Here is a 17,878-nt window from a genome sequence, read left to right on the forward strand (position 1 = left end):
TGTTGCGTCAGGTGCCGGTGTACTTCGGTGAACGCTGCTCGGCCTGGGCCATGCGCCCTTCGGCGTGATCTTCGCTGTCGCGCAGCAACCCCCAGTGCAGATGGGCCTGGGTGACGAAATCCCGGGGTGCGAGGTGGGCGGTCTGCAAGGCCAGGCGCTTGATCGACTGCACCGCCAGCGGGCCGTTGGCGGCAATGCGCCCGGCCAGGTCCAGCGCCGCTGGCAGCAGACGGTCCTGGGGTAGCAGCTCTATGATCAAACCGATGTCCAAAGCCTCCTGCGCGCCGATCGACTCTCCGGTCAGGGCCATTTTCATCGCGTGTGCCGCCGGGATCGCACGCAGCAGGTACTGCACGCCGCCGGCCGCTGGAATGGTCGCGTCGCACACTTCAGGCAAGCCGAAGGTAGCGCCGCACGAAGCGATGCGCAGATCGCATTGCAGCGCCAGCTCAAGACCGCCTCCCAGGCAGGCACCATTGATGGCGGCAACCACCGGTTTCCAGATGTCCAGGTCGCTGAGGTCGAACAGTCGGCTGTAGCCGCCCTCCTCGGCTTCGGTCTCGCGACTCTTGAGGGTGCTGGCGACGAACCCCGAAGCGGCCAGCAGCGACTCCTTGTGGCTCGCACCGCTGCAAAATGCACGTTCGCCGGCACCGGTCAGGACGATGACCCGCACCTGTTCGTCATCCTGGCAGGCGCCCAGGGTCTTGCGCAGGTGCATCAAATCGCTGAGGGTCAGCGCGTTGTTCGACTGTTGCGCATCGAGCGTGACAAGTGCCACCTGATCGATGATCTTGAACTGAATGGCCATGGGTGACTCCTGCGCTGCACGGATCTTTATGTTTTTTCGGGGCGAACGCGCTCAGGCGCGCCATCCCAGACCCAGCTCACGCAAGCGCTCGATGGCCGGCGTGTCGAAGCCCCAGTCGCGCAGTGCGTCGCCGCCGTGTTCGCCACGCTCGGGAGCGGGTTGCGGTTGCGCCGATGGCGTGCCAAGGAAGCGCGGAGCCGGGACCGGCTGCACCACCCCGTCGACCTCGATGAAGCTGCCACGGGCAACGCCATGGGCATGTCGGGCGGCTTCGACAAGCCCCAGCACCGGTGCAACGCAAGCGTCGCTGCCTTCGAACGCTGCCACCCACTGCTCGCGGGTGCGGCCCAGGAACGCAGCGGTGAAGGCCTCACGCAGCCGCGGCCAGCCAGCCCGGTCGTGCTGATTGGGCAGGTCGGCGTTGGACAGTCCGAGAATTTCCAGCATCTGCGCATAGAAGCGCGACTCGATCGGCCCGATTGCCATGTACTGGCCGTCGCGGGTTTCGTAGGTGTCGTACCAGGGCGCGCCGCCGTCGAGCAGGTTGCTGCCGCGCTGTTCTGTCCAGTGCCCGCCGGCGAGCAGGCCCCAGATCACCGAGCCCAGTTGCGCCGCACCTTCGGTCATGGCCGCGTCGACCACCTGGCCGGCGCCGCCGCGCTGCACGTTGACCAGCGCCGCCAACACGCCCATCGCCAGCAGCATGCCGCCACCGCCGTAGTCGCCCACCAGGTTCAGCGGCGGTACTGGTCGCCCACCGGCCGGGCCGATGCTCGACAACACACCTGACAAGGCGATGTAGTTCAGGTCATGCCCGGCGCGGTCGGCCATCGGGCCGGTCTGGCCCCAACCGGTCATCCGCGCGTAGACCAGGCGCGGATTGCGTTCGAGCGCGATGTCAGGGCCAAGACCCAGGCGCTCCATCGTGCCGGGGCGAAACCCTTCAATCACCACATCGGCACGTTCGATCAGTTCCAGCGCAGCGGCGACACCGTCCGGGCGCTTCAGGTCGAGGGTGACCGAACGCCGATTGCGCCCGGTAATATCGGCACGCTTGCCTTCCAGCTTCGGCCCCAGGTCACTGGCCTTCTGCGGGCGGTCGATGCGCACCACGTCGGCGCCCATATCGGCCAACAGCATGGTGCCAAACGGCGCCGGCCCGATTGCCTCAAACTCCACCACCCGAATGCCACTCAGTACGCCCATTGCCAACGCTCCACTGTTCTGACGGAGCGCCACAGCACTCCTATTCTTGTGCCTTCCAGTAGATCAATCCGTTGATCGACGACCACCACCCGCATCGGGTGGTGGCCGCCAAAGACAGGGTCATGCCACCCATGCTCTGGGTTACACTCGATGAGATTCGACGCACTCACAAAACAAGAAAGAATCGGACAGCCCCATGGATAAACCCCGCAAGTCCAATGCATCGGACCCCCATGCCAGCCAGGTCTTCAATCCGGTTCAGTCCCCGATCGTCAGCACCAAACTGATTCCGCCGCGCAGCACCGGGCGCCTGATCTCCCGCGAACGCCTGCAGGATCAAATGCTCAAGGCCCGACGCCTGCGCTGCATCGTGCTCAAGGGGCCGGCTGGCTGCGGCAAGACCTCGACCCTGATCGCCTGGCGCCAGGCGCTGTTGCCGTTGGGATTCGATGTGGCGTGGCTGACATTGTCGGCGGACGACAACGAACTGACGCGTGTTCTTGACTACCTGCTGGCGAGCCTCGGCCAAATCGACCCGGCGCTGGTGCGGGACGCGACTCAGCTGGAAGGTCGCGGCATCGACAGCGAAGCCGTTGAGCGCACCGTCATCACCCTGGTGCGCAGCATTGCCAGCCGTGGCCGTGAACTGGTGCTGGTACTCGACGACCTGCACCACCTGACCGACGTGGGCATTCACCAGGCCCTGCAATGGCTGATCGACTACGCCCCGGCCAACCTGCACCTGGCGCTGGTATCGCGCAGTGCCGTGCCGTTGTCCCTGGCGCGGTTGCGCAGCCAGGAACTGGTGCTCGAGCTGAACCTGCGGGACTTGCGCTTCACGGCGGTCGAGTCCGAACAGTTCCTCAAGGCGCAGTTGGGTGAGATCAATGCCCGCGACGCCAGGATGATGCATGAGCTGACCGATGGCTGGGTCGCCGGCCTGCAACTGCTCGCCGTCAGCCGCAAAAAGAACCGCCCGCCTGCCACCCCGGACGCCACGTCAGTGCACACGCAACTGCGGGACGATCAAGCCTTCGCCAAGTTTTTCGAAGTCGAAGTGCTGTCTCACCTGTCGCCGACCGACCTCGACCTGCTGCTGCTCATGGCCGTGTGCAACCGATTCTGCGCCTCATTGTGCGCCGCACTCAGCGGCCACCCGCAGGCGGTTGCCGAAGCGAATGCGCTACTGACGCGCATGGAGCGGGACAACCTGTTCCTGATCCCGGTGGACAGCGCCGAACGTGAAACCTGGTATCGCCTGCACCCGCTGTTGCGCGAAACCCTGCTCAAGTATTTCGACTCCCGCAGCCAGGCCGAGCAACATGCGGTGCACGTGCGGGCGTGGCACTGGTTCCGTGACCACAACCACCTGGATGAAGCGGTGCACCATGCGGTCATGGGCGGCGACCCGGCTGCCGCCGCCGACCTGGTGGAGCAACACGTCGAGGCGCTCTACGCCCATGGCGACCTGCGCATGTTGATCGAGCTGGTACGGCTGTTGCCGGTCGAACAGGTACAGGCCCGGGTCAAGCTGCGCATCCTCAAGGCGCGGATGCAGCTGTATGCCCGGGACTTCGTGGCCTGCAGCGCCAGTCTCGAACAACTGTTTCGCGACGTACCCGAGAGCGAAGTCCATGACCACTTCATGATCTCGCTGCTGCGCGCCTCCCTGGCCCTGCAACGGGATGACACCGACGCGGCCATGACGGTCCTGCCGCAACTGCTCAACCCGCCGCCGGGCAGCAACAGCGTGGCCATCGGCTCCTGCGCCAACATCCTGTCCTGGCTGTACATGCACCGCGGCGAATACGAAAAGGCTCGGCAGGTGCAACTCGACCGGCCGAACCTGCTGATTAATGGCGAACCGCTGCTGGGGACCACGGCCGGCAGCCTTCAGGGTCGTTGCATGATTGGCTTGAGCCTGGCCCTTGAAGGCCAGATGACTCAGGCGGAAAGGGTTTACCGCGACGTGCTGCATGAGGCTGGCCAATGCGGCAAGGCCGGTGCCGACGCGACTTATCTCTCCGCCGCGCTGCTCGGTGAGGTGCTGTACGAAACCAACGATGTCGACGCCGCGTTCAAAATGCTCTCGGGCTGGATCGACCTGCTCGAACGGATTTCCATTCCCGATTCCGTCCTGCGTGTGCTGCAGGTGTTATGGAACGTGCAATGGCTGGCAGGTAACCATCAAGAAGCCCTGGCGTTTGTCGAGCGGCTGGATGAGTACGCGATCAAACTCGGTCTGGAGCGCCTGCAAGCCTACTGCCTGACCTGGCAAGTGCGCTGGTTGCTGATTCTCGGGGAGACGGCACAAGCCCAGGCCAAACTGGCGCGCCTGGAAGCCATCGACGCGCGTCACCCGGATGCCGGGCACACGGCCCTGAAGGAAATCCACATCCTGGCCGAGAATGCCCGCGCTCGCTGGCAACTGGTCCAGGGTGATCTGGACGGGGCTTGCGATCGCATCGAACGATTGATCGAAACCTGCGACCGGCATCGTCGCCAACTAGGGACAACGCGCCTGCTGGTGCTCAGCGCCGTGATCGAGTCCGAACGCGGCAACCATGAACGGGCACGGATCAAAGTCATCGAAGCCTTGCGCCGAGGTCAACGCTTTGGCCTGGTGCGCAGCCTCCTCGACGCCCATCCGGATGGCTTGAAACTGATCTGCGATATCGCCGCCCGCGAAGCCCTGGACCCGGTGCTGGCGTTTTATGTCGAGCGCTTGCAGGCGGCCGAGGCCACGACCCCGGCGATCTCGAAGGCCAAACCTGCGACAACGGCCACCAGCAAACCGTTGACGACCGGGATCGAGCCGTTGAGCGAACGAGAAATCGAAGTCGTGCGCCTGCTGGCCCAGGCCCTGCCCAACAAGAAAATCGCCCGTGCCCTGGGCCTGTCCCCGGAAACCGTGAAATGGCACCTGAGCCATATCTACAGCAAGCTCGGCGTCAACAGCCGCGATGAAGCGGTGGCGCGGGTGCGGGATCTGGAATCCCAGGATGACAGCAACGTCCACCCCTGAAACCCTGTAGGAGCTGCCGCAGGCTGCGATCTTTTGACTTTGTTTTTTAAGAACAAGATCAAAAGATCGCAGCCTGCGGCAGCTCCTACATGGATTGTTTTTTCCCCCGCCACCCGGCTCGGGTGGCGTTCGGGCCACGGGCCCCACCTATCGTAACCCTCAGATCAAAGGCGCAGTCCGCGCCTTGCGTAAGCGCTCGGCCCAAGGCCGGCCTGCCATGTTTGAGGAGACTTGCGTGCACATCGCCCGAACCGTTTTCCGCGACGACCATGAGATGTTCCGCACCACCGTGCGGCGCTTTTTCGAACGCGAATGCCTGCCACGCCAGGCCGCCTGGGACAAGGCCGGTCAGGTCGACCGCGAAACCTGGCTCAAGGCCGGCCGCGAAGGCTTGCTCGGCATCACCCTGCCCATCGAATACGGTGGTGGTGGCGGTGATTTCGGTCACTGCGCGGTGTTCAACGAGGAGTTCGCCCGGGCCGGCGTGAGTGGCGCCTACTTTGGCATGCATTCGGACGTCATCGCCCCGTACATCAATCGCTGCGGTAACGAAGAACAGAAACAGAAGTGGCTGCCGGGCATTTGCTCGGGCGAGATCATCCTGGCCATCGCCATGACCGAGCCCGGTACCGGCAGCGACCTCAAGGCCGTGCGCACCACCGCCGTGCGCGAGGGCGGCGAATACGTGATCAACGGCAGCAAGACCTTCATCAGCAACGGCCTGACCGCCGACCTGGTCATTGTCGTGTGCAAGACCGACCCGGCTGCCGGCGCCAAGGGCATCAGCCTGATCGCCGTGGAGGCCAGCCGCGCCGGTTTCAAGCGCGGGCGCAAACTGGAGAAAGTCGGCCAGGCCGCCGCCGACACGTCCGAGCTGTTCTTCGACAACGTCCGCGTGCCCGTCGGCAACCGCCTCGGCGAGGAAGGCCTGGGCTTTACCTACCTGATGGGCGAACTGCCCCAGGAGCGCTTCTCGATTGCGGTGTCCGCCGCCGCGAAGCTGGAGCGCCTGCTGGAGCAGACCCTCGAATACGTGAAGGACCGCAAGGCCTTCAACCAGACCGTCTGGGACTTCCAGAACAGCAAATTCAAGCTCGCCGACATCAAGGCCCAGGCCACCGCCATGCGGGTGATGGTCGACTACTACCTGGGCGAGCACATGCGCCGGCGCCTGACCCTGGAAGAAGCGGCCATCGCCAAGCTCTTCACCACCGAGACCCTGTGGAAATGCATCGACGACATGGTCCAGCTGCACGGTGGCTACGGCTACATGATGGAGTACCCGATCGCCCGCGCTTTCGTCGACTCACGGGTCAATCGCATCTACGGCGGCACCAGTGAAGTCATGCGCGAAATGATCGCGCGCAAGCTCTGAACCTCTCAAACAACAAGGAAAACAACGATGAGCAATAAAGTGTTCGTTGCTGGCGTCGGCATGATCCAGTTCAAGAAACCGGGGACCAACGAGCCCTACGACGTCATGGGTGAACAGGCGATCCGCCAGGCCCTGGCCGATTCGGGTGTGGATTTCAATGACATCCAGCAGGCCTACGCCGGTTATGTCTACGGCGACTCCACCTGCGGCCAGAAAGCCCTGTATCGCGTGGGCATGACCGGCATCCCGCTGATCAACGTCAACAACAACTGCGCCACAGGCTCCAGCGCCCTGTTCCTCGCTCGCCAGGCGGTACAAAGCGGCGCGGTGGACTGTGCCCTGGCGTTTGGCTTCGAACACATGAACCCGGGTGCCTTGAAATCCGCCTGGACCGATCGCGCACCGGCCACCGAACGCGCCCTGGTGCTGGCCAACGAACTGATCGGCATGCCTGACCTGCCCAATGCCATCCGCCAGTTCGGCGGCGCCGGCTACGCGCATATGCAGAAGTACGGCACCCGACTGGAAACCTTCGCCAAGATCCGCGCCAAGGCCAGCCGTCACGCCGCCAATAACCCGCTGGCAGTGTTCCGCAACGTGGTGAGCAGCGAAGAAGTCATGGCCGCCCCGATGTTGTGGGAAGGCGTGATGACGCGATTGATGGCCTGCCCGCCGACCTGTGGCGCTGCCGCGGCCATCGTGGTGTCCGAAGCGTTCGCGAAAAAGCACGGTCTGCGCACCGACGTATTGATGGCGGGCCAGGCGCTGACCACCGACCTGCCGAGCACCTACGACGCCAGGGACATGATCCGCGTGGTCGGTTTCGACATGACCCGTATGGCTGCAGATGTCGCCTACAACCAGGCCGGCATCGGCCCGCAGGACGTCGACGTCATCGAACTGCACGACTGCTTCGCGCAGAACGAACTGCTGACCTACGAGGGCCTGGGCTTGTGCGCTGAGGGCGGCGGCGAGCAACTGGTCAACGACGGTGACAACACCTACGGCGGCAAATGGGTGACCAATCCGTCCGGCGGCCTGCTCTCCAAGGGCCACCCGCTGGGCGCCACCGGCCTGGCCCAGTGCTTTGAACTGACCCACCAATTGCGCGGCACCGCCGAACAACGCCAGGTGCAGGACGCGCGCATTGCGGTGCAGCACAACCTCGGCCTGGGCGGCGCCTGCGTGGTCACCGTTTACCAGAAAAACTGACGCGCCCGCAGAGCTTAGGAGCCATTTCGATGATCGATAAGAAACACATCGGCAGACAGCTGCCTACTTTCCTCGTGACCGCCGAAGCCGGGCAACTGCGCTTCTTCGCCAAGGCCACCGGTGAAACCAACCCGGTTTACTTTGACGAACAGGCCGCACGCGATGCCGGGTATCCCAACCTGCCGCTGCCGCCGACCTTTCTGTTCTCGCTGGAGTTCCAGATTCCTTCGAACGCCTGGCGTGACGAACTGGGCATCGTCACCGCGCGCATTTTGCACGGCGAAGAATCCTTCCGTTATCACCGCATGGCCTATGCCGGCGACACCTTGCGCTTCGATGTGCGCATCGCCGACATCTACGACAAGAAAGGCGGCGCCCTGGAATTCGTGGTGCGCGAAACCCGAGTCACCAATCAGCACGGTGAGCACGTTGCGGACCTGCGCAGCGTGCTTGTGCAGCGCAACAGCTGAAGCGGAGAACACTGATGAACGCGATTAGCCTGGAAAAAATCAACGTCGGCGACACCCTGCCACCACTGGCCCTGCCGCCGATCAACCGCACCACCCTGGCCCTGTTCGCCGGTGCGTCGGGTGATCACAACGCTATTCACATCGACACCGATTACGCCCGCCGTGCCGGCATGCCCGACGTGTTCGCCCACGGCATGCTGTCGATGGCCTACCTCGGTCGCCTGCTGACCCAGTGGGTCGATCAGCGTCAGTTGCGCGAGTTCGGCGTGCGCTTTCTCGGCATCACTCACCTGGGTCACCAGATCACCTGCACCGGCACTGTCGTCGAGCGCTTCGAGGTCGAGGGCGAGCAACGGATCAAAGTCGAAGTGCGCACCACCAATCAATACGGCGAGACCAAGATCGTTGGCGACGCCGTGATCGCTCTGTAAACAAAACTGATCACTGAGGAGCAACACCCCATGGCAAAACTCGAAGGCAAAGTCGCACTGGTCACCGGTTCCGGTCGTGGCATCGGTCAACAGATCGCCCTGAAACTGGCGAGCGAAGGCGCGCGCATCGTGATCAACGACCTGGACGCCGATCCGGCCCACGAGACCGCTGAAATGATCCGCAAGCTGGGTGGTGAAGCCGCCGTCTGCCACGGCAACGTCAGCGCCCCGGACTTCGGCGACCGCTACGTCAAGACCGCGATGGACAACTTCGGCGCCATCGACATCATCGTCAACAACGCCGGCTACACCTGGGACGACGTGATCCAGAAGATGAGCGACGAGCAGTGGTACGCCATTCTCGACTGCCACATGACCGCGCCCTTTCGCATCCTGCGTGCCGCCTACCCGATCATCAAGGCCCAGGCCCAGGCCGATGCGGCGGCAGAGCGCGAGGTATTCCGCAAAGTGGTGAACATTTCTTCGGTGTCGGCCCTCAACGGCAACGCCGGGCAGATGAACTACTCCTCGGCCAAGGCCGGCGTGATCGGCATGACCCGTGCGCTGGCGCGCGAATGGGGTCGTTTCAAGGTCAACGTCAACGCCGTGGCCTTCGGTTTCATCGAAACCCGCATGACCAAGGCCGACGCCCATGCCGGCGCTACGGTGAACATCGAAGGCCGTGACATCCGAGTCGGCATCAGCCCGGAAGCCGCCAAGTCGTTCGCCCAGCGCAACCCGCTGGGTCGTCCGGGCACCGTGCAGGAAGCGGCTGATGCGGTGTACCTGTTCTGCTCACCAGAGTCGAACTACATCACGGCGCAGACCATCGCGGTGGCCGGCAATCTGCAATAAGCAAAACCGTAGGAGCGAGCTTGTTGTGGGAGCGAGCCTGCTCGCGATGGACGTCAACGATAACGCGCTTCATCTGATTGACCGGCGTTGTCCGGGCATTTTTCGCGAGCAGGCTCGCTCCCACAACAGCTCCCTCGCCACACAATCCGTGTTTGAGTTTTGATGACCGCAGGACCACCCCATGAACATGACTGAAAGCAACATCCGCCTGGCCGCCATCAAACTGATCTCGCGCAACGGCTTCGGCTCGATGAGCCTGCGCCAGCTCGCTACTGAAGCTGGCATCAACGCCTCGACGCTGTACCTCTACTACAAAGGCAAAAACGAACTGCTGCTGGAGCTGATTCTCGAGTATTTCCAGGGGGTGTCCCGGGAGTGGGCACGGCGTCGCCCCAAAAAGTGCGCGACCGCCGATATCAAACTGCTTGCCTTCATCGCCTGCCACGTGCGTTATCACCTGGAACACCAGGACGAGGCCATGCTCGGCAATTTAGAGTTCAGAAGCCTCGACGAAGAGGATCTGGAGCAGGTCCGCCAAGCCCGGCGTCAGTATCTGAACGCCCTGCAGGAACTGCTGGAACAAGGGGTCAAGGAAGGTTCGCTGAGCTGCGCCGAACCCAAATTGATGGCCCGCACCCTGTTCAACATGCTCACCCATACCTGCGTCTGGTACCAGGCCGATGGTCGCTGGAGCATTGATGCCGTCATCCGCCATTACTCGGAACTGGTGTTGAAAATGCTCGGCGCCGCGCCTGTTCCGTCGCCCGGGATACCTGTCCCACGAGCCCTGATCACCCGCCGCCCGATAACCGCGGAGGCACGCCCATGAGCGATCTCATGCAGCCGTTTTCCATGGCCGGCAAGACCGTCCTGGTGGCCGATGCCAGCACCCGACTGGGCGCGCATTTCGCCCGCCTGATCAGCCTCGCCGGCGCCCGTGTGGCCCTCGGCGGCCAGCACCCTTCGCAGTTGGAGCAACTGGCGGCCGACCTGCATTGGGAAGGTGGCGAAGTCATGGTTGTCAGCCTCGACAGCGCCCGCAGACCGAGCATCGAAGCCGCCCTGGACACCGTGCAGGAGCGATTCGGCAGCGTCGATGTGCTGATCAACAACAGCGCCGAGCGCGAGCATGTTGCCTTGAACAATCACATTGTCCACTGCACCAGCCTGCACATGATCCGGGCCGAACGCGGTGGCAGCATCGTCAACATCGACCCGCCGCCGCGCCCCATCAGCGAGCCGAACCCGTGCCTGCGCGCCAATAGCAGCCTGATCCGCATGAGCCGCGCCATGGCCCAGTCGCTGACGCCGCACCGCATTCGCGTCAACGTCATCGCGGCCGGTCGAGGCAAGGACGCCGGCCTGCAAGAACTCAACGGCCCCTTGTTACTGCTGGCCAGCGGTGCCGGCGCCAGCGTCACCGGCGCGGTACTGCATATCTGACGCGGCGCACTTCCCTGTAGGAGCTGCCGCAGGCTGCGATCTTTTGATCTTGAAAATCAACGTCAAAAGATCGCAGCCTGCGGCAGCTCCTACAGGTCAGCGCCACCTGATACGGGTGGCGCGAACCTTTTGACGACGTTCGAACATGGCCGCTGGTCGCCCTGCGCGACGCCCGTCAACAAGGAGCCAGTCAGATGACTCGCATAAAAAAGTGGCTGCCGAAACTCGCCCTGGTGGCGACAACGGTCATGGCAATGGCGGCGAATGCCGCTGACAAACCCAACATTCTGGTGATTTTCGGCGATGACATCGGCCAGACCAACATCAGCGCCTATTCCATGGGCGTGGTCGGCTACAAGACGCCGAACATCGACCGCATCGCCCACGAAGGCATGCTGTTCACCGACTACTACGCGGAGAACAGCTGCACCGCCGGGCGCTCGTCGTTCATCACCGGCCAGTCACCGCTGCGCACCGGCCTGACCAAGGTGGGCGTGCCGGGCGCGCCGATCGGCCTGCAAAAACGCGACATCACCATCGCCCAGGCGCTCAAGTCCCAGGGTTATGCGACCGGCCAGTTCGGCAAGAACCACCTGGGTGACAAGGACGAGTTCCTGCCGACCAACCACGGTTTCGACGAGTTCTTCGGCAACCTCTATCACCTCAACGCCGAAGAGGAACCCGAGCGCCCTTACTGGCCCAAGGATGACCCTGACTTCGTCAAGACCAGGACGCCACGCGGCGTGATCCACAGCTACGCCGACGGCAAGATCGAAGACACCGGCGCGCTGACCGCCAAGCGCATGGAAACCATCGACGACGAAACCACGGCTGCCGCTCAATCCTTCATCGAGAAACAGGCCAAGGCCGACAAGCCGTTCTTCGTCTGGATGAACACCACGCGCATGCATCTGTTCACCCACGTACGCGACTCGATGAAGGGCCAGAGCGGCATGCCCGGCAACGACTACGCCGATGGCATGCTGGAACACGACGGCGATGTCGGCAAACTGCTGAAGACCCTCGACGACCTGAAAATCGCCGACAACACCATCGTCGTCTACACCACCGACAACGGCCCGAACCAGTTCTCCTGGCCGGACGCAGCCACCACGCCGTTCCGTAACGAGAAGAACTCCAACTGGGAAGGCGCCTACCGCGTGCCGGCGATCATTCGTTGGCCAGGCAAGATCAAGGCCGGTGAAGTGTCCAACGAGATGTTCTCGGGCATGGACTGGTTCCCGACCTTGCTGGCAGCCGCGGGCGAAACCGACGTGAAGGAAAAGTTGCTCAAGGGTTGGGCACCGACCTCGGGTGGCAACAGCTTCAAGGTGCACCTGGACGGCTACAACCAGTTGCCGTACCTGACCGGCCAACAGCCTAAAGGCGAGCGTCGCGAGTTCTACTACTTCAACGACGACGGCGTGCTGGTATCGATGCGCTTCGACAACTGGAAAGTGGTCTTCGCCGAACAGCGCGAACCCGGTGGCTTTGCGGTGTGGAGCAGCCCGTTCGTGCCACTGCGCGTGCCGAAGCTGTTCAACCTGCGCATGGACCCTTATGAACGGGCTGACCTGGTCTCGGACCAGTACAACGACTGGCTGGTGAAAAACTCCTACCTGATGGCCGCGGGTGTTGCCAAGGCGGCGCGCTTCCTGCAGACCTTCATCGAGTACCCGCCGAGCCAGAAGCCTGCCAGTTTCAGCGTTGACCAGATTCGTGCTGCGGTCGATGCGAAAATCGAAGAGAAGCTGAAAAACCAGGCCAAGCCCTAGGCGTATCGAGGCCGCCTGAATGCCAACGGCCAACCCGCCCAGGTGAAATTAAGCTTGGGCTAAGGTTGCCTGTTTAGTCTTCGAGGCTTTCAGGTAGTCGAGCATTTCGAAAATGGCCCGTGTCGATACAAGCGCCAAACCGCCGTTCAGCATCGTGCTGGTGAATTACAAAACCCTCGATCTGACCAGGATCTGCCTGGACCTTTTGCGTGAGCCTGCACGCAAAGCCGGCATACCCGTCTGGGTGGTGGACAACGATTCGGCGGACGCCAGCGTCGAGTATCTGCGCTCACTGGACTGGATCAACCTGATCGAACGCGATGCCCCCACCAAAGAACCCGGCCACATCGCCCATGGCAAGGCATTGGACATGGCGCTGGCCAGGGTCAATACCGACCATCTGTTCCTGATGCACACCGACACCTTCGTCTTCGATCCCAACATCTTTGCAATGATGATGGAGCACTGCACCAGGGATCGAAACGTCATCGCGGTCGGCTGCACCGAGCAACTCAATCGCGGGTTGCCAAGGACTGTCTGGCGCTTCACCTCACGCTTCGCAAAGCACCATTTTCGCCGCTTGAAACTGTCCCTGGGCCTGCGTTCAAGAGAACCTAAGCCCTACACCGAGACTTACCTGAAAAGCTTTTGCACCCTGTGGAATTGCAGGCTGATGAAGCAGCAGGGTCTGCATTTCCAGATCGATGACCGGGTGCCCGGTTATGAGCTGCAGGACCGCGCGATCGGCCTCGGCTACAAGGTGGTGTTTCTGTCCCCCGGCAAAATCTTCAAGTACCTGGACCACGTCCAGGCCGGCACCGTCGCCGCCGCTGGCGGATATGGCCGGGATCACCGGCGGACCAAAATGTACCAGGACATTCTCAAGCGCTTCAGTGCCGCCAATCCCTAGATGGATTGAACAAATCGCACTCACAGAAAAGCCCATTGACCATCGCCGCTCCAATGGGCGGAATCCCGGGGGAACACAGATAACGAAATATCTGTAGGAGCTGCCGAAGGCTGCGATCTTTTGATCTTGCTTTTGCGATCTGGAGATTGCTGAAGATCAAGATCAAAAGATCGCAGCCTTCGGCAGCTCCTACAGGGGAACACGTGCACCACCAAACTGGCGAACATTGCCAGCTATCTGGACGGCGGACTCACTGGCTCATGATGAACGTCGCCAGGCTTTTCAGGTCGTCAAGGCCCAACTGCGTGAAAGGCGGCATGGGCACATCCCCCCACTTTCCGCTGCCGCCGTGCTGAATGCTGGACATCACCCGGGCCAGTGCCTGGGGATCATTGGCATACCTGGCCGCCACATCGTGATAGGCCGGGCCAACGACCTTATGGTCGATTGCGTGGCAGGACAGGCAAGCATTGTCCTTGAGCAAGGCCGAAGCCACTTTTGCCACCGACACCGTCGGCGGCTGTTCCAGCGGCGGGTTCGAGGCCGCCTGGACATCGGCGTCGCTGGCCTTGGCACTGCCGTAGGTCGCCGCCAGGTAGGCGCCGATCACACTCACGTCCTGGTCGCTGATCGGAGCACCGTACACGTGCTGCATCTTGCCCGCTTCGGCAGTCCATTGCGCCAGGCTCATGCCGGGCGGCTGGAAGTTGATGTAGTCGGCCGAATGGCAGATGGAGCACTTCTGCTGCGCCAATGGGTAACCAGGTAGCGAACTGGGCTTGAACGCTGCCGTTTCGGGCGGCAAGGTGATCGAGAGTGGCGCGGCGTCAGCCAGGGTCATCAGGCAAACCTGGGCGGCGCACAGCAGGGAGGTCAAAAATTTCATGCGGCCCTCCTCAGGCGACGGTCACGTGGCGGGTTTCGACGACGTGGCGGCGGTAGCCACCGGGGTTCCAGTCCGCTTGCAGCGGCTGCGTCTCGCCGGCCCTGTTGCTGGCTCGCACCATCAACTGTGTGACGCCCTTGCGGGTAAAGGTGATCGGCAGCGTCCACTCACGAAAGGAGAAACGGCCCAGGTCCTGCCCGAGGGTGGACTTGCGCCATGTAGCTCCGCCGTCGATCGACACCTCGACCTTGTTGACCCCGACGCCGCCGTCGAACGCGATGCCCTTGAGCTCCAGGCTCTGGTTCAGCGGCAATACATCGCCGTGTTTGACGCTGGTGATGAAACTGCGCACCGGCAATCTGGAAATCGGCTGGGTGTTTGCCGCCGTGGTGCCGGGGGCAATGCACAGGCAATCGTTATCCGGAACCCGGTACCCTTTGGCCATGAAGAAACCGTCGTAGGTATGGTCGACGACTTCGATCTCACTCAGGTGCTTGACCCAGTACGTACCGAAGTAACCGGGCACCACCAGACGAATCGGGTAACCGTTGAGAAATGGCAGGTCGGTGCCATTCATCGACCAGGCGATCATCGGCTCGCCGTCCATGGCATGGCTGATGTCCAGTGCCTTGATGAACTCCGGCGTGCTCGGCAGCACCGGCTTATCGAGCCCACGGAAGGTCACTTGCATGGCGCCGGCCTTCACCCCCGCCTTTTCCAATACCGCCTTCAGCGGCACCCCCAGCCAACGCGCATTACCCATCGAGCCATTGCCCAACTGAGCCCCGAACACTCGCGGCATCGAGAAGCCACGGCTGTTGCCTGAACACTGATTGACGGCCACCACCTCCACCGGCTCGGCAAGCGCCTTGAGTTCGGCAAGGGAAAGCGACAGCGGCGTATCGACCAAGCCCTTGATCGTCAGGCGGTAGCTGTCCGGATCGATACTGGTCGGGAAATTGGCCAGGTGGTAACGCACGAAAAACGCGTCATTGGGCGTGACGGCCCCTTCATTGAAGACAGAGAACGGCGTCTCCAGGTGCGGCGGCCGCGTGGTGACCAGAGTCAACGGGCGTTTTTGCGGGTATTGCACCAGCGGTCGCGGGCCCGCGGCAAAGGTCACTTCTTCAGTGTTTTCCTCGGCTGCCCTGGCCAGATTTGCCACCGGCGAAGCCGCCAACGCCAACGTGAAAGCATCGCGTAAAACCCGCCGGCGGCTCGGCTGGCGGCTGTCTAAAAAACTGAACTTCATTCTGCGCTCTCTATGATTGTTTTATCGAGATGCAACTGACAACTGTGGGAGCGAGCCTGCTCGCGATGGACGTAAACGAAAACGCGCGCTGACTGACTAAACGCAGCGCAAGTTCGTCCATAGTCGGAACGCCGCCCAGAGCAGGCTCGCTCCTACATATTCCCGCCAGGGCGAAGGGGTATCAGACTTACGGTTTCGCGTTACCCAGGTCGGTAAACAAACCAGTATCGTCAGACCCAAACTGCCTGCTTCTCATTAAGCGTCAGCGACTTGACAATTGATGACAGAAAACCCCGTAAAGGCCGTCGTAGACACTCCGGACTCAAAGCATGACCTTTACCATCGCCCACAAAAAAACCCACTGACCGTCGCCGGTTCAGTGGGCTTTTTTTGATTCGGCGTCTACTTACAGAGCCATATCACTCGCAGCACTAGCCTTCGGTGCCTTCGCATCCGTATCGACAGTCACCGGCTTCACAGCCGGCGCAATCACCGCTGGTGGCGGAGTCAGTTCCAGCACCTTGGCGGTGTAGGCCCATTCTTCCGCAACCTTCTCGGGGCTGTTGTTCAACTGGGTGCCGTAGCTCGGTACGATCTGGTGCAGTTTTGCCTGCCACTCTGGGCTCGCGACCTTGTCCTTGAACACTTTCTGCAGCACGGTCAGCATGATCGGTGCGGCGGTCGATGCGCCTGGGGAGGCGCCCAGCAGGCCGGCGATGCTGCCGTCTTGCGAAGCGACGATTTCGGTGCCCAGTTTCAGCACGCCACCGGCGGCTTCGTCACGCTTGATGATCTGCACGCGCTGGCCGGCTTGCCACAGGCGCCAGTCTTCAGCCTTGGCGTTCGGGAAGTATTCCTTCAGGGCGTTGAGGCGGTCTTCGTCAGACAGCATCAGCTGGCCTGCAAGGTACTCGACCAGCGGGTATTCCTTGATGCCGACCTTGGTCATTGGCCACACGTTGTGGGTGGTCGTGGTGGTCAGCAGGTCCAGGTACGAACCTTCTTTCAGGAACTTGGTGCTGAAGGTCGCGAACGGGCCAAACAGGATCACGCGCTTGCCGTCCAGCACGCGGGTGTCCAGGTGCGGAACCGACATCGGCGGTGCGCCCACCGAAGCCTTGCCGTAGGCCTTGGCCAGGTGTTGTTCGGCGATGGTCGGGTTCTCGGTCACCAGGAACGAGCCGCCTACCGGGAAGCCTGCGTATTCCTGGGCTTCAGGAATGCCGGACTTCTGCAGCAGGTGCAGGGCACCGCCGCCGGCGCCGATGAACACGAACTTGGCGTCGGTTTCGGTTTTGCTGCCGTCTTTCAGGTTCTTGTAGCTGACGCGCCAGCTGCCGTCTTCGTTGCGGGTGATGTCCTGCACTTCGCTGGACAGCTTCAAGTCGAATTTCGGCGTGGTTTGCAGGTGTGCAACGAACTGACGCGTGATTTCGCCGAAGTTCACGTCGGTGCCGATCGGGCTCCAGGTGGCCGCGATTTTCTGGTTCGGGTCACGCCCTTCCATCATCAGCGGTACCCACTGCTTGATCACAGCCGGGTCTTCGGAGTACTGCATGCCGGCGAACAGCGGGCTCGCCTGCAGGGCGTCGTAGCGTTTTTTCAGGAACTTGATGTTGTCATCGCCCCACACGAAGCTCATGTGCGGCGTGGAGTTGATGAACGAACGCGGGTTCTTCAGCACGCCTTGCTGAACCTGCCAGGCCCAGAACTGACGGGAAATCTGGAAGGCTTCGTTGATTTCAACGGCCTTCGGGATCGAGACCTTGCCGTTCTCGTCTTCCGGGGTGTAGTTCAGCTCGGCCAGGGCGGAGTGACCGGTACCGGCGTTGTTCCAGCCGTTGGAGCTTTCCTGGGCGACGCCGTCGAGGCGCTCGATCATTTCCATCGAAGTGCCAGGTTCCAGTTCGTTGAGCCAGACACCCAGGGTCGCGCTCATGATGCCGCCGCCAATCAGCAGTACGTCGACCTTCTTGGCTTCTTCAGCCTGAGCTGTCGTCATCCCCAACGACAAGGCCAGCCCCAGCAGGGCTGTGTTCACTTTCTTAAACATCTGTAGCACCTATGATAAAACGCCATCCGCCCTTCCATCCTCATGCGCACAGCCCCCGTGTTTCACGGCAGTCACGGATGCGGCACTCAAGGATTGCAGGGTGGGCACACAAGGCCGACTGACTGCATCGACCCCAGTTATATGTCCCTTCTGAACTGACTTCTTATCTTTTTT

Annotated in this window: 15 protein-coding genes; 10 read left to right on the forward strand and 5 right to left on the reverse strand. The window is 62.1% G+C overall.

What is annotated here, in order from left to right; all coding sequences use genetic code 11:
• Positions 1–7: 7 nt before the first annotated feature.
• Both KW841_RS23165 and KW841_RS23170 read right to left on the reverse strand, forming a co-directional pair.
• Positions 8–811 carry an enoyl-CoA hydratase/isomerase family protein gene (locus KW841_RS23165; protein ID WP_218479927.1) on the reverse strand — a complete coding sequence of 268 codons (804 nt, stop codon included), beginning with the start codon at positions 809–811 and terminating at the stop codon, positions 8–10.
• Positions 812–862: 51 nt separating this feature from the next.
• On the reverse strand, positions 863–2,017 hold the full coding sequence (locus tag KW841_RS23170) for a CaiB/BaiF CoA-transferase family protein (protein WP_218479928.1): 1,155 nt from the start codon (positions 2,015–2,017) through the stop codon (positions 863–865).
• A gap of 196 nt (positions 2,018–2,213) precedes the next feature.
• On the opposite strand from KW841_RS23170, the gene KW841_RS23175 reads away from it, so the two are divergent.
• The 10 genes from KW841_RS23175 (at position 2,214) to KW841_RS23220 (ending at position 13,513) form a co-directional block, all read left to right on the forward strand.
• Positions 2,214–5,042 carry a LuxR C-terminal-related transcriptional regulator gene (locus KW841_RS23175; protein ID WP_218479929.1) on the forward strand — a complete coding sequence of 943 codons (2,829 nt, stop codon included), beginning with the start codon at positions 2,214–2,216 and terminating at the stop codon, positions 5,040–5,042.
• A 217-nt stretch (positions 5,043–5,259) separates the two neighbouring features.
• On the forward strand, positions 5,260–6,417 hold the full coding sequence (locus KW841_RS23180) for an acyl-CoA dehydrogenase family protein (protein ID WP_256357929.1): 1,158 nt from the start codon (positions 5,260–5,262) through the stop codon (positions 6,415–6,417).
• 27 nt (positions 6,418–6,444) lie between these two features.
• Positions 6,445–7,629: a lipid-transfer protein gene (locus tag KW841_RS23185; RefSeq protein WP_218479931.1), complete on the forward strand. Its 1,185-nt coding sequence runs from the start codon at positions 6,445–6,447 to the stop codon at positions 7,627–7,629.
• Positions 7,630–7,658: 29 nt separating this feature from the next.
• Positions 7,659–8,099, forward strand: a complete 441-nt coding sequence (locus KW841_RS23190; protein ID WP_007974190.1) for a MaoC family dehydratase N-terminal domain-containing protein — start codon at positions 7,659–7,661, stop codon at positions 8,097–8,099.
• 14 nt (positions 8,100–8,113) lie between these two features.
• The gene (locus tag KW841_RS23195; RefSeq protein ID WP_217837960.1) at positions 8,114–8,530 is read left to right on the forward strand and encodes a MaoC family dehydratase; all 417 of its coding nucleotides are present in this window, start codon (positions 8,114–8,116) and stop codon (positions 8,528–8,530) included.
• Between the two features lie 30 nt (positions 8,531–8,560).
• On the forward strand, positions 8,561–9,385 hold the full coding sequence (locus KW841_RS23200) for an SDR family NAD(P)-dependent oxidoreductase (RefSeq protein ID WP_007974186.1): 825 nt from the start codon (positions 8,561–8,563) through the stop codon (positions 9,383–9,385).
• A gap of 181 nt (positions 9,386–9,566) precedes the next feature.
• Positions 9,567–10,214 (forward strand): TetR/AcrR family transcriptional regulator, encoded by a 648-nt coding sequence (locus KW841_RS23205; RefSeq protein WP_218479932.1) that lies wholly within the window; start codon positions 9,567–9,569, stop codon positions 10,212–10,214.
• Positions 10,211–10,828, forward strand: a complete 618-nt coding sequence (locus KW841_RS23210) for an SDR family NAD(P)-dependent oxidoreductase (protein ID WP_218479933.1) — start codon at positions 10,211–10,213, stop codon at positions 10,826–10,828. Before KW841_RS23205 ends, KW841_RS23210 begins: the two co-directional genes overlap by 4 nt.
• Positions 10,829–11,022: 194 nt before the next feature.
• Positions 11,023–12,603: an arylsulfatase gene (locus KW841_RS23215; RefSeq protein WP_218479934.1), complete on the forward strand. Its 1,581-nt coding sequence runs from the start codon at positions 11,023–11,025 to the stop codon at positions 12,601–12,603.
• A gap of 112 nt (positions 12,604–12,715) precedes the next feature.
• Positions 12,716–13,513: a glycosyltransferase family 2 protein gene (locus KW841_RS23220; protein WP_218479935.1), complete on the forward strand. Its 798-nt coding sequence runs from the start codon at positions 12,716–12,718 to the stop codon at positions 13,511–13,513.
• Between the two features lie 250 nt (positions 13,514–13,763).
• On the opposite strand, the gene KW841_RS23225 is transcribed toward KW841_RS23220, so the two are convergent.
• The 3 genes from KW841_RS23225 to mqo all read right to left on the reverse strand — a co-directional run bounded on the left by KW841_RS23225 (position 13,764) and on the right by mqo (position 17,704).
• Positions 13,764–14,399 carry a c-type cytochrome gene (locus KW841_RS23225; protein WP_218479936.1) on the reverse strand — a complete coding sequence of 212 codons (636 nt, stop codon included), beginning with the start codon at positions 14,397–14,399 and terminating at the stop codon, positions 13,764–13,766.
• 10 nt (positions 14,400–14,409) lie between these two features.
• Positions 14,410–15,651, reverse strand: a complete 1,242-nt coding sequence (locus KW841_RS23230; protein WP_218479937.1) for a molybdopterin-dependent oxidoreductase — start codon at positions 15,649–15,651, stop codon at positions 14,410–14,412.
• A gap of 406 nt (positions 15,652–16,057) precedes the next feature.
• Complete coding sequence (mqo, locus tag KW841_RS23235) at positions 16,058–17,704, reverse strand: malate dehydrogenase (quinone) (RefSeq protein WP_218479938.1); 1,647 nt, start codon at positions 17,702–17,704, stop codon at positions 16,058–16,060.
• Between the last annotated feature and the right edge of the window lie 174 nt (positions 17,705–17,878).

Source organism: Pseudomonas sp. PDM28, from assembly GCF_019219115.1.
Lineage (GTDB): Bacteria > Pseudomonadota > Gammaproteobacteria > Pseudomonadales > Pseudomonadaceae > Aquipseudomonas > Aquipseudomonas laurylsulfatiphila.